This window comes from Bradyrhizobium sp. BR13661, assembly GCF_029892425.1.
Taxonomy (GTDB): Bacteria; Pseudomonadota; Alphaproteobacteria; order Rhizobiales; family Xanthobacteraceae; genus Bradyrhizobium.
The window spans coordinates 424,911-441,400 of record NZ_JARXWB010000002.1 but is presented as its reverse complement, the minus strand read 5'-3'; the positions used below and the strand labels follow the sequence as shown (position 1 = coordinate 441,400).

The following is a 16,490-nucleotide window of genomic DNA, read 5'->3' as shown; positions in this document are numbered from 1 at the left end:
GACGACGAGAGCCGGCCTGATGGCCGGCTCTTTTCTTTTTATGGGTCCCGTGCGCTTGCGTCAGGCGGCCTGCCGCAGCGGTGTCCAGGCGAACTCCGGGTAGTATGTGTCCATCATCCGGTCGACATAGGCTGTGAGGTTTGAAAACCCTTCCGCGCGCTCGCGCAGGCTGGATTCGAAGAACGGCGTCAAAATGCCGGCGAGCGCGCCGAACGCGGTCGCATCGACACCACTGGGCTTGTTGCCCATCAGATAGGACTTGTCGCCGAGCTGCACTGAAAGGGCAAACAGCGAACGTACCGCGAGATCGACGTCGTCATCCGGTCCATGGCGACCAAGACCGGAGAGCAGATAGTTCTCGGCGACGCGGAATTGCGCATCCTCGCGCAGCTTCTCGCGATTATGCTCGGGTGCGCCGTCGAAGAAATGCGCCGGTCCTTTGGCGAAATTGGCAGCATCGACCCAGCGCGCGCCGATCAACGCCCAATAGACGTGATGCTCGATCATGCGCTCAAATGCCCAGGCCTGCGCACGCTCCTGCAGGGACAGGCCGGCGTCGAAGTCGAAGCCGTAACGGCGCTCGATATGGGCGCGGATGAAGGTGGAATCGGCCACTGCCTCTCCGCCATCATCGATGAACGGCAGTTGCCCCTTGGGCGATGCCGGCGGCATCGCGCGTTCCTTCCGGTAGGGCAGTCCCGCCATCTTGAGCTGCACCTCCGTCTTGGTGACGAAGGGGCTGATTTCCGGCAGGCCGAAGCCGGCGCCAAAGCCGTAAAGCGTGATCATGAAAGCTCTCCTGAACGACCCAAAGAGTTGACGGAACCTAGTGACGGGCTGCTGCCACCATGGTGGCAGCAGCCGTGATATCTTCTGCGAAACGGGCCCCCCGCCAGGCGCGGCCCATGACACTACGAACCACATGGCGGACCAGCGCGTCCGCAGCCTGGATCAGCGAGTTTGTCAGCATGGTCGCGAGCGCAACGCGGAGGTCGACGACGGTGAGATCGAGAAACGTCAGGCGGCTGAAGGCCCGGACATACAGCAAGGCATGCAACGAGGCCTGTGCCCGCCACAACGGGCCGGCCGGACCGAGATGGGTTGGAATGATCATGGACAAATCCTCTTCAGTCGATGTGTTGTCCCGGTATAGAACTCCCCTGCTGCCAACATCCTGTCAGCAGCCAAGCGCCGTTTTCTGACCTGCCCCCGATGAGAGAATTGTCATGAGACGCGCCGACCGGCTGTTTCAGATCATCCAGGTGCTGAGGCGCACCCGTAAGCCGCTGACGGCGGATGCGATTGCGGCCGAGCTCGAGACATCGAAGCGCACCATCTATCGCGATATCGCAACGCTGATGGGCCAGCGCGTGCCGATCCGTGGCGAAGCCGGCATGGGCTACATTCTGGAAAAGGGCTTTGACCTGCCGCCCTTGATGCTGACACCCGACGAGATCGAGGCCGCCGTGCTGGGCGCACAATGGGTCGCGGGCCACGCCGATTCCGCGCTGGCGCGCGCGGCGGAAGATCTGATGGCCAAGATCGCCGACACCGTGCCTGAGCGGCTGCGCCCCTTCGTGCTGGAGCCGGCGAGCCGCGCGCGTCCGAGCTGGAACAGGGAGCCTGACCGTCTCGACATGGCGCGCACGCGCACGCAGATTCACGAGGGCAAGAAGATCATGCTGCACTATCGCGACGAGCAGGGCCGCCTCAGCGAGCGCATGATCTGGCCGATCTCGGTCGGTTATCTCGAAGCCGTGCGCCTGCTCGCGGCCTGGTGCGAACTGCGCAGCGACTTCCGCAGCTTCCGCACCGACCGCGTCGTCGATGCGACTTATCTCGACGAAAGATATCCTGAAAGGCGCGACGTGCTGCGCGCGAAATGGCGGCAAAGCCTGGTCTGGGGCCCGCCGAAGGACACATGACGTTGATGGAAGGGATCGATCTCTCGAGCTGCTGTCAGAGCTGCGGCGCCTGCTGCGGCTATTCGCAGAACTGGCCGCGCTTCTCGATCGAGAGCGACGAGGAGCTTGCGTTGATCCCGGAGACGCTCGTCAACGAGCGCCAATCCGGCATGCGCTGCGAGGGCGATCGCTGTTCTGCGTTGCAAGGGGAGATTGGCAAGGCAACCGCGTGCGGCATCTATGCCGTGCGGCCGGAGGTGTGCCGCACCTGCATGCCTGGAGACGCCGAATGCGCGATGGCACGCCGGAAGTTCGGGCTGCCGACGATAGAGACCGCTTAGGCCGGGATGGCTTCGCTGATCTCGTCGTCGATTTCGTCGTCCAGCGGTGCGAGCACCGAGAGCGGCTTGGTCGACAGCGTGATCGGCTTGCGGCCACCCGGCAGCGAAGGCGAAGATTTGGTCGAGTTCTCGCGCGACAGCGCATAGAGCGTCGACCCGACACGGCCCCCGTTCTCGATCAGGTCGCGTTCGCTGCAACTGGCTGCGATCGCAACGGCCAGCGAATGAAGATGGCTGCGGCGATAGCAGAACAGCGCCAGCCTGGCGCGGGCATCAGGGGAAACACTCTCAACCAGCCTCGGCAGGCCGCTCTCGCTGGCGCGATACATCTCGCCAAGGAGCTCGTCGCGAACCGGGCAGAAATCGCTTTCGTAAGCGTCGCGGCTTGAAAACATTGCAGTTCTCCCTCGTGTCGGGAAGATGCCGCGTAATTCTCTAATGAAAGGTTAACCACGGCGGGCGGTAGTCACCCGGTGTCCTTGCCCTTATGCCGCGAATCGGAGCCCGGCCCTACCGGGTTGAATACAGCGTTGGCGGTGCCTCGCGGCCGTCCTTCGAGACGACTGCCTTTGGCAGGCTCCTCGGGATGGGGTCCAGGTGGCCTTAGTTCGCCGCCATGAAGATGGAGAGACCGAAGCCGGTCAGGTGGTGCAATGCCTGATCGACGCCGATCAAGGTCCAGAACCACGGGTGCTCCTGGTTGACGCCCAAATTGGCCGAGACCAAACCCTTGGCGCGATCGATCGTGATGTGGATGACGAAGTCAATCAGCGCCACGAACCAGAATTTCGGCGCCACGATCAGGATCAGCGGCAACGCAACCGCAAAGTGAATGAGGCAATGGACCAGGAGTGGCAAAGCCCAGCCGTGCTTCTGGTCCTTGCCATGTGCCATCCAGGCAGTCTGCAAAACGAAATCGGCGATGATGTGCTTGAAAGTGAGCAACAACATCCAGCCAATGAGCGCTTCGACCGGAACTGCCGATGACATGGGTGGAAACGACAAAGCCGACGCCCTCGTTGACTCGAAAAGAAAAAATGGAGCGTTCAGCGCAACTTCTTCTTGGACCCGTCAGATCATCGGGACCGATGATTTATGACATCTCCCGCGCCGGAATGCAGCCGGGGGAACCGGAAAATCGCCAAGTGTGGCCAAACGGTGATAGGATGGCCACCACGGGTGGTCGGCTTGAGTAAGGTTACCTCCGGCGCGGAATTTGCTTTCCAGCACTGGAGGGCTATCATCCTGAGGTAGAGGATTATCGTTCTTTTTTCAGACGCTTACAAAATTTTCGCGGGCCGCCGGCGATGGTCGTGCCGCCCGCCATCCAACGAATAAGGCCAGGTTCTGCCATGAGTGCTGAAGGCCCGACCTCGTCGACCGAATTCCCGCCGCCACGGCGCCCAAAGGTGATCAAGACCAATCAGCAGCAGGTCCTGCTGTATGTCGTCCTGACCCTGCTGCTGTCGCTGGCGACCGTCTGGGCCGGCCGCACCTGGTTGCACAATTCGGAGACGCTGACCTTTGCCGTTGGCACTCCCAACAGCGACGAGGCGCTGTTCGCAAGCAAGCTCGCCACGCTGCTGAAGAACAACGGCTCGCGTTTCCGGATCAAGATCGTCAACAACCCGGACAGCGCCAAGGCGATCGCGCAATTCGACCGCAAGCAGGCCGATCTTGTCATCCTGCGCACCGACGCCAAGGTGCCATTGCGAGCGCGCTCGCTGGCGCTGCTGGAGCACGATCTCGTGCTCCTGCTCGGCCCCGGCAACAAGAAGATCAAGTCGCTGGCCGAGCTGAAGAAGAAAAAAGTTGCGGTTCTCGCCGACAGCGATGCCTCGCTCGCCTTCGTCCGCAATCTCCTCGATATCGCACCTGACAGCCCCGACGCAGCGAAGATCCTGATGGCGCCGCAGGGCACGACCCTGGACAAGCTGTTCGCGCCGGCCAGCGGCTTCAATGCGGTGATCGCCATCGTCCACGCCTCCAAGGCCGTGCGCGACAAGGCCTATGAGCAGGTCGCCAAGCGCGGCGGCTTCACCCTAAATGCGATCGACGAAGCCAAGGCGCTGACGCGCAAATTCCCCGGCATATCCGACGAGACGCTGACAGCCGGCACGCTGTCCGCTTCCCCCGAAATTCCCGACGATGACCTCGATACGATCGGTCTCGAATGGCTGCTGGTCGCGCAATCCAAGATGTCGGCGACCACCGCCGGCGATATCGCGCGCATCGTCTACGAGAACAAATCCGCGCTCGGACTCGACAGCGGTTTTGCGACCCATATCGAGCCGGCCTCCGTCGAGAAGGACGCCTACGTGATGGCGCACCAGGGCGCTGCCGACTACATCAACGACGACACCAAGTCGTTCATGGATAAATACAGCGACATGATGTATCTGGGCGCCGCCGCGCTCAGCGTCATCGGCTCCATCTTCGCCGCGATCTACGCCAAGATCACCCGCGTCGCGCCGGAAAAGGCTAGCGAACTCTCCACCGCCATCCTCTGCATCGGCGAAAGGATCGAACATGCCAGTTCGCTGGACCAGCTCGAATGTCTCCAGGACGAGCTCGAGAGCATCTTGCGGGGCGCGGTGATCGGCTTGCGCGACGGCACCATCAGTACCGACGGACTTGATACGTTCAAGCTTGGCTACGAATTTGTCCGTGACGACATCGGAATGCGCCGTGACTACCTGAAGCGGCATGCCAGCGAAATCGAGAAGACGACCTACCAGGCCCTTCCGCCCCCGCAGGACGACACCAACGTCGTGGTGGTGAAGACAGCTCAGAGTGCCTGACCTATCGATTCGTGCCTTGGGCCCCAATAGGCTTGTGATTCTAGCAGATCGCCGCCGGTCGCCTGTGGAACCGTGTCCCGGAGCAACCGTTGGTTACCGGCACAACCGGAGAGCGCACCATGCGTATACTCCTTCTCATCATCCTGCTGGGAATGCTGGTTGCGGTCGGTTACTTCGCCTATTCGGCCATGGCTGTCAGTGGCGAGCCCATCCCGCCGGAAGGTTACGTGGCACTGGCGCTCGGCGCGGGGTTCTCCGTGGTCGTCGGCATCGGCTTGATGATGCTACTGTTTTTGAGCAGCCGCCGGGGCTATGACGAGCCCCCACATTTCAAGTGACGGCCTCGCCGGCCCCGAAATTACCCACCTGAAACGAAGGCCAACACCTGTCGTTGACGGCCTCGGTACGGGCATGCACTTTGGCGCGCAAGTCCCAACCTGGGACCGCAAGAGCCCAGACCGAGCCATCATCCCGCATGTCCAAGCCGATGTTTCCCGCTCTGGCCCGGTTCGTGGCCGCGACCGCCGGCCGCAACATGACCAAGGCGGCCTATGTGGCCGTGACTGTCGGCGTGCTCAGCATGGTGCTGCTGACGCTCAATCCGGCCTATGAGACGGGTCACCGCTGGGTCGATTTCCTGCTTTGGGCGAGCCTCGTCTATTTCGTGTTCGAATGGGTGGTCCGGCTGCGCCATATGGCGCGACAAGGACGACTGGCGCTCTATGTGTCCTCCTCCGCCGGGCTGGTCGACACAGTCGGAGCGCTGGCCGTACCGGCCGCGCTGGTGCTCGGCGCCGAGCCCAAGACGGCGTGGTTGTTGAGCGTCCTCTGGGTGTTGAAGGTCGTGCCGGGCATTCCCGGCCTGCGCCAGCTCCGCCGCGTTCTCGTGCTGGAATCGGGGCCGCTGCTCAGCGTGCTCGTGATTTTCCTGATGGTCGTCTTCCTCGCCTCCGTCGCCGAATATTTCCTGGAGCGGGATGTTCAGCCGCAAACGTTCGGCAGCGTGCCTGCCGCGCTATGGTGGGCGGTCGTCACGCTGACCACGACAGGCTATGGCGACGTCGTGCCGGTCACGCCACTCGGCCGCATGGTGGCTGCGCTGGTGATGATCTCCGGCCTTGGCGTGTTCGGCCTCTGGACCGGTATTCTCGCGACCGGCTTCGCTGCGGAGACGCGGCGCGACAATTTCCTCAAGACCTGGGAATCCGTCAGCAAGGTGCCATTCTTTGCAGCGCTGGGCCCTGCCGCCATCGCCGACGTCACCCACATGCTGCGCACCATGGAGCTGCCGGCACGCACCATGATCATCCGCAAGGGTACGCAGGGGGACTGCATGTATTTCATCGCCGCCGGCGAGGTCGAGGTCGACCTGCCCGGCAAGAAGGTGCAGCTCGGCGAAGGCGCTTTCTTCGGCGAGATGGCGCTGCTCGGCAACAACATGCGCGGCGCCAACGTCTCGACCACGAAGGTATCGCGGCTGCTGGTGCTCGACCTCGTCGACTTCCGCGTGTTGATGGCACGGCACCCTGACCTCGCCGAAACCATCGATGCGGAAGCAAAGCGCCGCACGCTTGAAAACAAGTAACTGGAGACAAGAATGTCGGACACAGCCGACGCTGCAAGCAGCCCCGTGCTCGAAATCATCAGCGCGCGCGCCACCATCCGCCTCAACCGGCCGCAGCATCTCAACCGGCTCCAGGCGGAGGATCTCGGCGAGATGCTAAAACTGTTTGACCGGGTCGAGGCCGATCCGGCCATCCGCGTGCTGGTGCTGACAGGCACGGGACGCGCGTTCTCCGCCGGCTACGATCTCAATTCGGTCGCTGAGCGCGCGGTGAGCGCCAACGAGCAGCAGAGCGCGGGCTCGGCATTCGAAATCGTCGTCAACCGCCTCGAGGATCTCGGCGTGCCGACGATCTGCCGGCTCAATGGCGGCGTTTACGGCGGGTCGACCGACCTCGCGCTCGCCTGCGATTTCCGGATCGGCGTCGATACCGCCGAGATGTTCATGCCCGCGGCTCGGCTCGGGCTGCACTATTACAGGAGCGGCATCAAACGCTACGTGACGCGGCTCGGCGCTGACAACGCCAAGAAGCTGTTCCTGACCGCGCAGAAGATCACCGCGCCGGAGATGCTGCGGATCGGCTATCTCACCGCCATGGTGCCGGTCGAGACACTCGACGAGGAAGTCGACAAGCTCGCGGACATCCTCGCCGGCAACGCGCCGAACGCGATGCGCGGCATGAAGCGCGCGATCAACGAATTCGCCCGCGGCGAACTCGACGAGCGAGCTGCCGATCAGCGCCACCGCGACAGCATGCGCGGCGACGAGATCAAGGAAGGCATCAAGGCCTTCGCGGAGAAGCGGCCACCGCGCTTTTGAGGATCACCGTCGCTTCGACCGCATCGCGCGCGTCTGCGTGAGCTTTGAATCGCGTGACAGCGCCTGATAGCGTTTGCTGTCGACGGCGTAGATCGCGATGCGGCCCTCGCTGTCGGCGTGCACACCCCAGCCGTAGCGCTTGCCGAGGCTCGAGGCACGCATGCAGGCCTGTCCGCGCGAGAAGAAAGCCGCGCGGGCAGCGCTCCTCTCGGACTTGGTCGCCTTGGCTCCGAGGTCGCGCCCAGGCACCGAGGTCGCAAATATCACGTCGTCTGACGTGAACTTGTAAGGCGCATGCGCGATCATCTCGTATTGCAGGCCTGCCACTGTCGATTGCCCTGCCCTTGGTGGCGGCTCCTCACCGGAGCGCGCCGGGCAGTCCTCCGCAACCCGGATGAAGGTGTCGAAACAGTTGGTCGTATGGACCGGCTTGCTCATATACGACTCGCCCACCTCAGCCCCCAACGGCCTTGGCATGCTGCGCAGCCATTTCATCATCAGCCGCGCTGATGCGCTGGTATGTCGGCCGCGAGGTGATGCGCTCGGAATAGCGGACGAACACGTCCTTCTTGGGCACGATACCGAACATCATCGTCCAGCTGAACGCGACACCCCAAAGAATATCCGCGGCCGTCATCCGTTCGCCGAGCAGATACGGCCCTTTCGACAACTGCGCTTCGAGTGCGCCCAGCATGGTGTCATAGTCCGCATACGGCGACTGCGTGATCGGTGCAGGCTCGCGCTTCATGAACTTGTCGATCAGCGCGGGCTCAAAGGACGAGCCGTAGTAGGCGATCCAGCGCAGATAAGGACCTCGCAGCGGATTGTTGAGCGCCGGCGTGAGCCCCGCCTGGGGGAACAGATCGGCGAGATAGATGAAAATTGCGACCTGCTCGGTCACAAGCGCCTTGCCGTGCCTAACGGCCGGCACCTTGCCGAGCGGATTGATGGCGAGATAGGCCGGCTGCCGCTGTTCCCCGGCCTTCATGTTGAGGACGTGAAGATCGTAGGGCGCCCCGAGTTCCTCCAGCAACAGCCGCGTGCCCATGGCCCGGCTCTGCGGCGAATAATACAGCGTGATGCGGTTGGGATCGGTCATCGTGGGTCTCCATCTGGCCAGCTGGCGGTGGCACATCTTGTAGCGGACCATACCTGACATCTTGTGTCAGGTATGGTTTAAGGGAGCATGCGCGCGAGCCGGATGCTGTCGATCCTCACCACCCTCCAGGCCAAGGGACAGGTCACTGCGCCCGAGCTTGCGGAGGCCTGCGAGGTCTCGGTCCGCACCATCTATCGCGACATCGACGCGCTCGCAGCATCCGGCGTCCCCGTCTATGCCGACCGTGGCGCAGAGGGCGGTTACCGTCTGCTCGACGGCTATCGCGTGCGGTTGAACGGACTGTCGCAGAGCGAAGCGGGAGCGCTGTTCCTGGCCGGATTGCCGGGCCCGGCGGCAGCACTGGGGCTGGATGCGGCGATGATCGCCGCACAGAACAAGCTGATGGCGGCGCTTCCACCGAACCTGCGCGAAGATGCCGGCCGGATGCAAGAACGCTTTCACCTGGACGCGCCGGGCTGGTTCGGCGAGGTCGAGGAACCAAAACATCTGCGCGCCATCGCCAGCGCCGCCCTGCGCGGGACACTGATCAAGATCCGCTATCAGAGCTGGCGCGCCGAGAAGCAGCGCCGTGTCGCTCCGCTCGGCCTCGTGCTGAAAGGCGGCGGCTGGTATCTCGCCGGGCAGGTCGACGGCAGCGTGCGCACCTATCGCATCGCGCGCGTGCTCGACTGCACGGCGCTCGACGATCGCTTCGATCGTCCCGCTAACTTCGATCTCGCCGCCTATTGGCAAGACGCGACGCTGCGCTTAGAGGCCGAGATGCATCCTAACGTCGCGATCGTGCGGCTGTCGCCGCTCGGCGTAAAACTGCTCGATGCGCTGAGCCAGCCCTACGTCAGGGCGCGCACGCGGATCGAAGAAATCGCCGATGCGGACGGCTGGCGCATTGCCAGAGTGCCGACTGGCAAGACCTCGTGGCACGCCGCGTCCGAGTTGCTCAGGTTAGGCGCCGAAGCCGAAGTGCTGGAGCCTGCCGATCTCCGCGAGAAGATGGCGGAGATGACGCAAGCGATGGCGGCGCGCTATCGCGCGGCGCGTAAAGCAGGATAGCGGCGCATCCTGCCGCGACCCGCGAAACAATCCTGAAACACGATTCTTCAGCGTCTGTGTGAACGCAATCACGCTTCGACCCGACCGAGAAGCAGGGACACAACAACGGCTTCGCGCCACACTGGAGAATGAGAATGTTTCGTAAGCTTGCACTTGGTCTGATCGCTGCCGGTTCGCTCGGCGTTGCCGCTCTGGCACCCACCGCCGCGTCGGCCCACGGCTTCCACCACTATTGGGGTCCGGGCTGGGGCTTTGGCGGCATCTACGTCAACACCGGCATCAACAATTGCTACCAGGAGCGCGTCGTCCAGACCCGTCACGGCCTGCGCGTCCGCGTCGTGAATGTCTGCGGGTACACCGTCTACTGAACACGACGGCCTCGATTGGCGTAACCCCGGCTGCTCCGCGGCCGGGGTTCGTCGTCCTAGCTCGCAAGCGCGGCCGGCGCTACGGATAAGGCCCGGTCGTCTGCACTTGAATTTCGCTGCGATATCCATCGCTCGGCGCGCGAACGCCGCAACGACGGTGCAAAGAAGAAACCCTGGGCGACGTCACAGCCGATGCGGCGTATGATTTCGAGCGCTTCTGGACTTTCGACTCCTTCGGCCACGACCTTCATGTTGAACGCCTTTGCCAGCGCGACTGACGCGTCGACGATCTTCATCATGTCCTCGTCGAATTCACAGCCTTTGATGAACGACTGATCGATCTTGAGCTCGCTGAAGGGCAACCGCGCCAGCGCCGCAAGCGATGAATAGCCCGTGCCGAAATCATCGATGGCCGTGCCGATCTTCTTGATCCGCAGCCGCACCAGAATATCGTTGGCGCGATCGACGTCGGCCATCGCCGTAGTCTCGGTGATCTCCACCGTCAGCGCCGACGGAGGGATATTTTCGCGGCGCAAGATCTCCTCGATCCGCTCAGGCAATGTCAGGTCCGACATCAAGGAGCCCGATATGTTGACGGCGATGGTGAAGCCTGGATTGCGCTCGATCAGCTTGCGTCCCTGCGACATCGCCGACGACAGCACACAGTCGGTCACCTCGCGCATCAGGCCGGCTTGCTCGGCAATCGGAATGAACACCAATGGCGAGACCATGCCGAATTCTGCGGTTCGCCAGCGCGCGAGCGCTTCCGCGCCGATGACCTTTCCAGTCTGAAGCGCGATCTTCGGCTGGAATTCCACGAAGAACTCACCATCGGCGAGGCCGCGCGCGATTCGGTCGGGCGTGATCTGAAGCAAGGGCGAGGCAGACGTTGCGGCCGGCGGCGAGCGCTGCGGCAATTCGAGCGCAGTCCGTAGGCGGTTGAGGTCGAGCGGCTTGGTCAGGCAGCCTCCAATCGGTAGCTTCAGGCCGTTCGCGACCCGGCGGGTCGCCTTCATGATGCGATCGTCGCAGCCGCTGATGATAACGATCGACATTGCCTGGAGGTTTCGCTCGGCGACGAAGCGCAGCAGCTCAACGCCATCCCGCTCGCCGAGCGACAGGTCGAGCGCCATGACCTCGAAAGTATCGCGCGCCAGAAGCTCGGTAGCAGCCTCGAAGGACGGAGCGACGACAGTATCATAGCCGAGCTTCGCTCCGATCTTGCTGATCAGAACCCGCTGGACCAGATCGTCATCGACCACCAAAAGACGGCTTCTCGTCGTGCTCATTGCCAATCTCTCCTGTCGTCGACGGCGCTGATCCTTCGAAGCTAGAACAGCCGGCTCACCTCGCCGTGAATACAAGACCACTAAAACTTTCTGGATTGGGAGGGACTTGTTAACCACGTTTCGCCGAGCGCCAAGCGACTGATTTCAATCGAGTTTTTCACGACGCTCGACGCGGATCGGCTGCACGGTACTGGCGTGATTTCCGGAATCGGCACGTGCGATGAACACACGGTAAAGCGCCCTATCGAAAGCCGGCAAACGCACGATGGACTCAAAAAAAACGGCTACTCGAGCACGTTTCGCGAGTCGTCCTACCGCTGCCGGCGAAACCAGGCCCATGTCTCAATTGTCGTCCTGACATAGCCACGACCGCGATAGACGATCTCGCCGTCGACGATCTCGTTCAGCTTCGGCAATGCGTGAAACGGGATCGAGGGATAGGCGTGGTGCTCGACGTGGTAGGGCATGTTCCAGGCGATCCATTTGACGAGCGCGCCGGTATAGGTGGTGCGGGTGTTCTGGAACGCGCTGCGGGTGCTCTCGCAACCGGTATGCTCGGCATAGAGATAGGGCCGCAGAAAGAATTGCCCTGTTATCAGCGGCACGATCCAGACCCACAACAACAGAGCCGAGGAAGACCACAGCGAGAGTGCGAGCAGTAAAGCATACAGCGCGACATAAACCCGTGCCTCGGTCACGATGATGGCGCGTTTGCTCTCGGGGATCCAGGGCACCACGACCTTACCGGTGACGGCATGGCCAAGCATCAGCCGGAGGCGGCCGGCAACCTGGAGCAGCCCGCTATAGGCAATGGCGAGCTGCGTGTCGGATTTCGGTTTCACGCCCACGATCAGCTCCGGATCCTTGTAGGGATCCTGCGTGTAACGGTGATGGTCCCAGTGAAACAGGCAGTAATATTCGTAAGGCAATCCGATGATGAAGGCCGAGAGATAGCCGACGGCGAGATTGAGGCCACGGCTCTTGAACGCCGTCTTGTGCGCGGTCTCATGCACCGCCATGAAGAGGAAGGCTACAAGATATCCCTGCACCGCCATCAACGGCAGCGCCCAGAGGATTCCATAGCTCCGCGATACCGTCCAGATCAGCGCCCCGATCAGTATAATCAGGCCGTAATGGCCAAGGCTCTGCGCCGCACCCCTGACGTCGGAGCGTACCGACAATTCGCGCAGCATGGCCGAGCTGAGTGGCTTCAGGCGATGGCCGGGCTCTGAGACGGTCGCGTCAGTCATATTAGAATTCCTGCCCTATTTGCTGAGAAGCGCCGCGACCTCGGCCTTGAGAAAGGCCTGGTCGGGCGGATTGTTGACGGGGTTGCCGGCGCGATGGCCGTGCAGCGACGGGATCGGATGCAGCGCTGCCGATTTCGCGTTGGTCAGCTTGCCGAGTTCGTCCTCGTTGTCGCGGACGTCGAAATAGCGATCGGTCGCGCCCGGCATGAGCAGGATATGCGCCTTGATCGTCGCCAGCGCGCGATCGAGATCGCCGCCGAAGGTTTCGCAGCGACTGATATCGCCGCGCTGCCAGATGCCCACCTGCGCCAGCAGATCATTGGCATCGCGCCGGGCGAAGGCCCCGTCCCAAGCGCGGACGAGATAGTCCTCCAGCGAGGTAAAGCCGGCCTCGCGCCAGAGCTCGTCGCGATAGAAACCGTGCGACATCGCCCAGCCGGCATAGACGCGGCCCATGGCACGATAGCCGGCGGTTGGCTTCTCAACGAAGCGGCCGTCGCGGAAGGCGGGATCGCCGGTGAGTGCGGATTTTACGGCTTCGAGGAACACATGATTATAGGGCGCGCACCGCGCGCTGCCGCAGACCACTGCGGCGCGCTCGACCATCTCTGGATGGAGCGCTGCCCAGTGATAGGCCTGCGCGCCGCCCATGGACCAGCCATAAACCAGCGCAAGCCTTGTGATGCCAAGGCGCTCGACGAGCAACCGGCGCTGGATGGCAATCGCGTCGTGATAAGTCAGCCCCGGGAATGCGGCATCGCCGGAGTTCGAGGGCGACGACGACAGGCCATTGCCAAACAGGTTCGGGATGATGATGAAATAACGCGTGGGATTGAGCACGCCATCGGGCCCGATCAGCCATTCGGTGTCGAAGTGTTGCGCGCTGAACGAGGTCGGATAGAGGATGACGTTGTCCTTCGCCGGACTCAGCTTGCCGTAAGTCTGGTAGACCAGCTTCATCGCAGGGAACACTGCGCCGGATTGAAGCGTGACGTCGCCAGCCTCGAATATCTCGTAGTCGCGCTGCCTGGTCATGCGTCCAACTCCCGCTCACGTCGCCACACAACGCGCCCGCCACGACGATGCATCGATCGTGCCGGACCGGCAAACGCATCATTGCGCCGCGCCTAATAACTGTACTTATAGTACAGTTATTAATTTAAGGCAACAGGATTCCGGCCGTCAGGCGATCGCCGCGATGTACCGCCGCACAGACGCCGCGAAGGCCGCCTTGGCGCCTGAGGCGATATTGCGATCCCACCAGGCACCATAGATGCGATCGAAGGCCAGCGGCTCGACCGTGGCCGCGATCCGCCGCACCGCGGCGGCATTGAGCGGCATGTAGTTCGGGTAGGAATACATGAAGCTGACGAAGCGGCGATCCATCGTCACTTGCGCGATATCGCCGGTCAGCAGCGCGCCCTTGCCGCCCGCGCCACGCGCATCGTGAAGCATGGTGGCCCCGGCGAAATGGCCGCCGGTGCGCAGAAGGTGCACATCATCCGAGATGCGATGGCTGTCTCCAGTCCAGTGCACGATCGAAGGATGCGGCCGCGTCACCCATTCGCGATCATCCGCATGCAGATACACCGGAATGCCGCCAAACGCTTCGCTCCAATCCGCGAGCGCGCCGTAGTAGTGAGGATGCGAGATCGCGATCGCCTTCAATCCGCCGAGCGAGCGGAGATGTGCCACCGCCTCCGATGTGGCGAGCGGAATGCAGTCCCACATCAGGTGGCCGTCGCCCAACGGCAGCAGCAGCGCACGCTGGCCGATGGCAAAGCTTGGGTCGAGCGCAATACCCGTCAAGCCAAGATCGTCACGCCAGCTCAAGCGGTGCTCGTCCGCCAACGCCTCTCGCGTGAGAAAAGCTTGCCCCTTCCAGCCCACATACTGCCGTTCGTCTTCGCAGATCGAGCAAGACGCCGGCGGCTTCTCGCTGTGCGGGAATTGCGCGCCGCAGGTTTCGCAGGTCCAGAGGGGCATGGTCGAGACTCCATCGCGGGATGCAGCACCCTATTGTCTCAAGCCCGTCGTTGCGAGCACCTCGACGCAACCCAGCGATGCAGCCAACGCCCTACGGAAACTCCACCACGATCTTGCCAAAGTGTCCGCCCCGCTGCATCAGCCGCAGCGCGCCAGGCACCGCATCGAAACCGAACACGCGATCGATCACCTGCTTCATGGCATTACGCCCGATCGCTGCGGTCATGCCCTCGAACATGTGCCGGCTGCCAACGGAGAGGCCAATGACATGCAAATTCTTGGAGAACAAGGTCGGCATCGCGATCTGCTGAGTGAGACCGGCGCAGGGCAACGTAACCGTTTCCGGAAACGACAGGTGCGAAGAAATACGGCCTCAGGCGCCAAAACTCTTCTGGACGGCTTTGTCGATTGTATCAGCCCCGACGAAGCGCTGGCGCAGCTCGCGCTTAAGCAGCTTGCCGCTCGGATTCTTCGGCAGGCTATCGACGAAGATCACGCGCTTCGGCACCTTGAAATGTGCCATCTGACCAGCGCAATGCTTGATGACGGACCCCTCGTCGAGCGTCTCGCCGGTCTTGACTACGACAATGGCCGTCACCGCCTCGATCCAGCGCGGATCAGGTAGGCCGACGACGGCGACCTCCGAGACCGCGGGAATGCGATAGACCATCTCCTCGACCTCGCGGCTGGCAACATTCTCGCCGCCCGTCTTGATCATGTCCTTGACCCGATCGACCACGGTGATGTGCCCCTCCTCATCGACGGTCGCGAGGTCGCCGGAATGAAACCACCCACCGGTGAACGCGGCCGCGGTCTTCACGGGGTCGTTGTAGTAACCGGAGAGCAAATGCGGCGAGCGGTGCACGATCTCGCCGACGTCACCGACCTTCACATCCTCCATCGACGTATTGACCACGCGCGTCTCGACATTGAGCACGGGCTTGCCGGCCGAGCCGGCCTTGCGCAGTTGATCTTCCGGCCGCAGCACGGTCGCGAGCGGCGCGATTTCGGTCTGGCCGTAAAAATTCCAAAACTTGACGTTTGGCAGACGGCGCTGCAATTCGAGCAGCACCTCCACCGGCATGATCGAGGCGCCGTAATAGCCTTTCTGCAAAGTCGACAGATCGGTCTCGTCGAAAGACGGCGAGCGCAGCATCGCGATCCAGATCGTGGGCGGCGCAAAGAACGAGGTGATCTTGTGGGCCTGGATCAGCGCCAGAATGTTGTCGGCGGTCGGCTTGCCCGTGATCACGCCGGAGGCGCCGAGATAGATTTGCGGCCCCAGGAAAACGTCGAGCTGGGCGCAGTGATAGAGCGGCAGTGCGTGCAGAAACTTGTCGTCGACGCTCATGCCGCCGTCGATGATGCAGCTGACATACTGCCACATCACCGCTTCATGGGTCAGCATGGCACCCTTTGGCAGGGATTCCGTTCCGCTGGTGTAGACGATCTGCGCGAGATCGCGGCTGTCGACGGAGGCGTCGAGGTACGAGCCGTCGGCGTCGAGGAGATCGTCGAAGGTGGTGAGTCCTGCGGGCGCCGTGGCGGGATCTTCGCCCGGCAGCCAGATCATCTTCCCGACGGCGCAATCCTTGGCGCTGGCGGCCTTCGCGGGCTCGACGAAGTCGGGCCCGGTCGCGAGCAGCTTGGCGCCGGAGCTCTTCAGGATGAAATTGATCTCGTCCGGATTGAGCATGAAGTTGATAGGCACCAGCACCGCGCCGATCCGCGCCACAGCGAAACGCAGCGCGGCGAAGGCGTGCGAGTTGCGCGACAGCACGGCGAGGCGATCCCCCTTCTTCACGCCAAGGCCCAGCAGGCCGCGGCCAAGACGGTTGCAGATCGCGTCCATCTCGGCAAAGGTCCAGCTCACGCGACCGCAGCTCACCGCAAGCTTGCTCGGCTCGCGCGCCGCCGATCGGCGCAGCAGATCGCCGATGGAGTGCTCGCGCGCCTTCGAGATGGTGGCTCCGATATCGCCGGTCATGGTGTGCTCTC

General features: G+C 62.7%; 20 protein-coding genes. 8 read left to right on the top strand and 12 right to left on the bottom strand.

Features of this window, described 5'->3' with window-relative positions:
• Nucleotides 1–60 precede the first annotated feature (60 nt).
• Together M2427_RS05195 and M2427_RS05190 are read right to left on the bottom strand one after the other, a co-directional pair.
• Complete coding sequence (locus tag M2427_RS05195) at nucleotides 61–789, bottom strand: glutathione S-transferase family protein (RefSeq protein ID WP_280705116.1); 729 nt, start codon at nucleotides 787–789, stop codon at nucleotides 61–63.
• A gap of 37 nt (nucleotides 790–826) precedes the next feature.
• Nucleotides 827–1,114, bottom strand: coding sequence for a hypothetical protein (locus M2427_RS05190; protein ID WP_280705115.1), 288 nt, complete (start codon nucleotides 1,112–1,114; stop codon nucleotides 827–829).
• A 112-nt stretch (nucleotides 1,115–1,226) separates the two neighbouring features.
• Between M2427_RS05190 and M2427_RS05185 the strand changes: the two genes are divergently transcribed.
• Nucleotides 1,227–1,925: a YafY family protein gene (locus tag M2427_RS05185; protein ID WP_280705114.1), complete on the top strand. Its 699-nt coding sequence runs from the start codon at nucleotides 1,227–1,229 to the stop codon at nucleotides 1,923–1,925.
• Entirely contained in the window at nucleotides 1,922–2,245 is a 324-nt protein-coding gene (locus M2427_RS05180; protein WP_280705113.1) for a YkgJ family cysteine cluster protein, read from the top strand. The genes M2427_RS05185 and M2427_RS05180 overlap by 4 nt, the downstream gene beginning before the upstream one ends.
• Here the strand turns inward: M2427_RS05180 and M2427_RS05175 are convergent.
• Nucleotides 2,242–2,640 (bottom strand): hypothetical protein, encoded by a 399-nt coding sequence (locus tag M2427_RS05175; RefSeq protein WP_280705112.1) that lies wholly within the window; start codon nucleotides 2,638–2,640, stop codon nucleotides 2,242–2,244. The genes M2427_RS05180 and M2427_RS05175 overlap by 4 nt on opposite strands.
• A 208-nt stretch (nucleotides 2,641–2,848) precedes the next feature.
• Nucleotides 2,849–3,196 (bottom strand): DUF3307 domain-containing protein, encoded by a 348-nt coding sequence (locus tag M2427_RS05170; RefSeq protein ID WP_280705218.1) that lies wholly within the window; start codon nucleotides 3,194–3,196, stop codon nucleotides 2,849–2,851.
• Nucleotides 3,197–3,597: 401 nt separating this feature from the next.
• On the opposite strand from M2427_RS05170, the gene M2427_RS05165 reads away from it, so the two are divergent.
• The 4 genes from M2427_RS05165 (at nucleotide 3,598) to M2427_RS05150 (ending at nucleotide 7,429) form a co-directional block, all read left to right on the top strand.
• A complete protein-coding gene (locus M2427_RS05165; RefSeq protein ID WP_280705111.1) occupies nucleotides 3,598–5,046 on the top strand; it encodes a TAXI family TRAP transporter solute-binding subunit in 1,449 nt (482 codons plus the stop codon).
• Between the two features lie 119 nt (nucleotides 5,047–5,165).
• Entirely contained in the window at nucleotides 5,166–5,384 is a 219-nt protein-coding gene (locus M2427_RS05160; protein ID WP_280705110.1) for a hypothetical protein, read from the top strand.
• Between the two features lie 137 nt (nucleotides 5,385–5,521).
• Nucleotides 5,522–6,631: a cyclic nucleotide-gated ion channel gene (locus M2427_RS05155; RefSeq protein ID WP_280705109.1), complete on the top strand. Its 1,110-nt coding sequence runs from the start codon at nucleotides 5,522–5,524 to the stop codon at nucleotides 6,629–6,631.
• Between the two features lie 12 nt (nucleotides 6,632–6,643).
• Nucleotides 6,644–7,429: an enoyl-CoA hydratase/isomerase family protein gene (locus M2427_RS05150; protein WP_280705108.1), complete on the top strand. Its 786-nt coding sequence runs from the start codon at nucleotides 6,644–6,646 to the stop codon at nucleotides 7,427–7,429.
• A gap of 3 nt (nucleotides 7,430–7,432) precedes the next feature.
• On the opposite strand, the gene M2427_RS05145 is transcribed toward M2427_RS05150, so the two are convergent.
• Nucleotides 7,433–7,867 carry a DUF6157 family protein gene (locus tag M2427_RS05145; RefSeq protein ID WP_280705107.1) on the bottom strand — a complete coding sequence of 145 codons (435 nt, stop codon included), beginning with the start codon at nucleotides 7,865–7,867 and terminating at the stop codon, nucleotides 7,433–7,435.
• Between the two features lie 16 nt (nucleotides 7,868–7,883).
• Nucleotides 7,884–8,528 carry a glutathione S-transferase family protein gene (locus M2427_RS05140; RefSeq protein ID WP_280705106.1) on the bottom strand — a complete coding sequence of 215 codons (645 nt, stop codon included), beginning with the start codon at nucleotides 8,526–8,528 and terminating at the stop codon, nucleotides 7,884–7,886.
• A gap of 87 nt (nucleotides 8,529–8,615) precedes the next feature.
• On the opposite strand from M2427_RS05140, the gene M2427_RS05135 reads away from it, so the two are divergent.
• A complete protein-coding gene (locus tag M2427_RS05135) occupies nucleotides 8,616–9,599 on the top strand; it encodes a YafY family protein (RefSeq protein ID WP_280705105.1) in 984 nt (327 codons plus the stop codon).
• A gap of 134 nt (nucleotides 9,600–9,733) precedes the next feature.
• The gene (locus M2427_RS05130; RefSeq protein WP_280705104.1) at nucleotides 9,734–9,967 is read left to right on the top strand and encodes a hypothetical protein; all 234 of its coding nucleotides are present in this window, start codon (nucleotides 9,734–9,736) and stop codon (nucleotides 9,965–9,967) included.
• A gap of 56 nt (nucleotides 9,968–10,023) precedes the next feature.
• Here M2427_RS05130 and M2427_RS05125 read toward each other — a convergent pair whose 3' ends face one another.
• The 6 genes from M2427_RS05125 to M2427_RS05100 form a co-directional block, all read right to left on the bottom strand.
• Nucleotides 10,024–11,256, bottom strand: a complete 1,233-nt coding sequence (locus M2427_RS05125; RefSeq protein WP_280705103.1) for an EAL domain-containing response regulator — start codon at nucleotides 11,254–11,256, stop codon at nucleotides 10,024–10,026.
• A 311-nt stretch (nucleotides 11,257–11,567) separates the two neighbouring features.
• Nucleotides 11,568–12,506, bottom strand: coding sequence for a fatty acid desaturase (locus M2427_RS05120; protein WP_280705102.1), 939 nt, complete (start codon nucleotides 12,504–12,506; stop codon nucleotides 11,568–11,570).
• A 15-nt stretch (nucleotides 12,507–12,521) separates the two neighbouring features.
• Entirely contained in the window at nucleotides 12,522–13,541 is a 1,020-nt protein-coding gene (locus M2427_RS05115) for an alpha/beta fold hydrolase (RefSeq protein WP_280705101.1), read from the bottom strand.
• A gap of 147 nt (nucleotides 13,542–13,688) precedes the next feature.
• Complete coding sequence (locus tag M2427_RS05110; RefSeq protein ID WP_280705100.1) at nucleotides 13,689–14,492, bottom strand: MBL fold metallo-hydrolase; 804 nt, start codon at nucleotides 14,490–14,492, stop codon at nucleotides 13,689–13,691.
• 91 nt (nucleotides 14,493–14,583) lie between these two features.
• Nucleotides 14,584–14,823 carry a zinc-binding dehydrogenase gene (locus M2427_RS05105; protein ID WP_280705099.1) on the bottom strand — a complete coding sequence of 80 codons (240 nt, stop codon included), beginning with the start codon at nucleotides 14,821–14,823 and terminating at the stop codon, nucleotides 14,584–14,586.
• 42 nt (nucleotides 14,824–14,865) lie between these two features.
• On the bottom strand, nucleotides 14,866–16,479 hold the full coding sequence (locus tag M2427_RS05100) for an acyl-CoA synthetase (RefSeq protein ID WP_280705098.1): 1,614 nt from the start codon (nucleotides 16,477–16,479) through the stop codon (nucleotides 14,866–14,868).
• Between the last annotated feature and the right edge of the window lie 11 nt (nucleotides 16,480–16,490).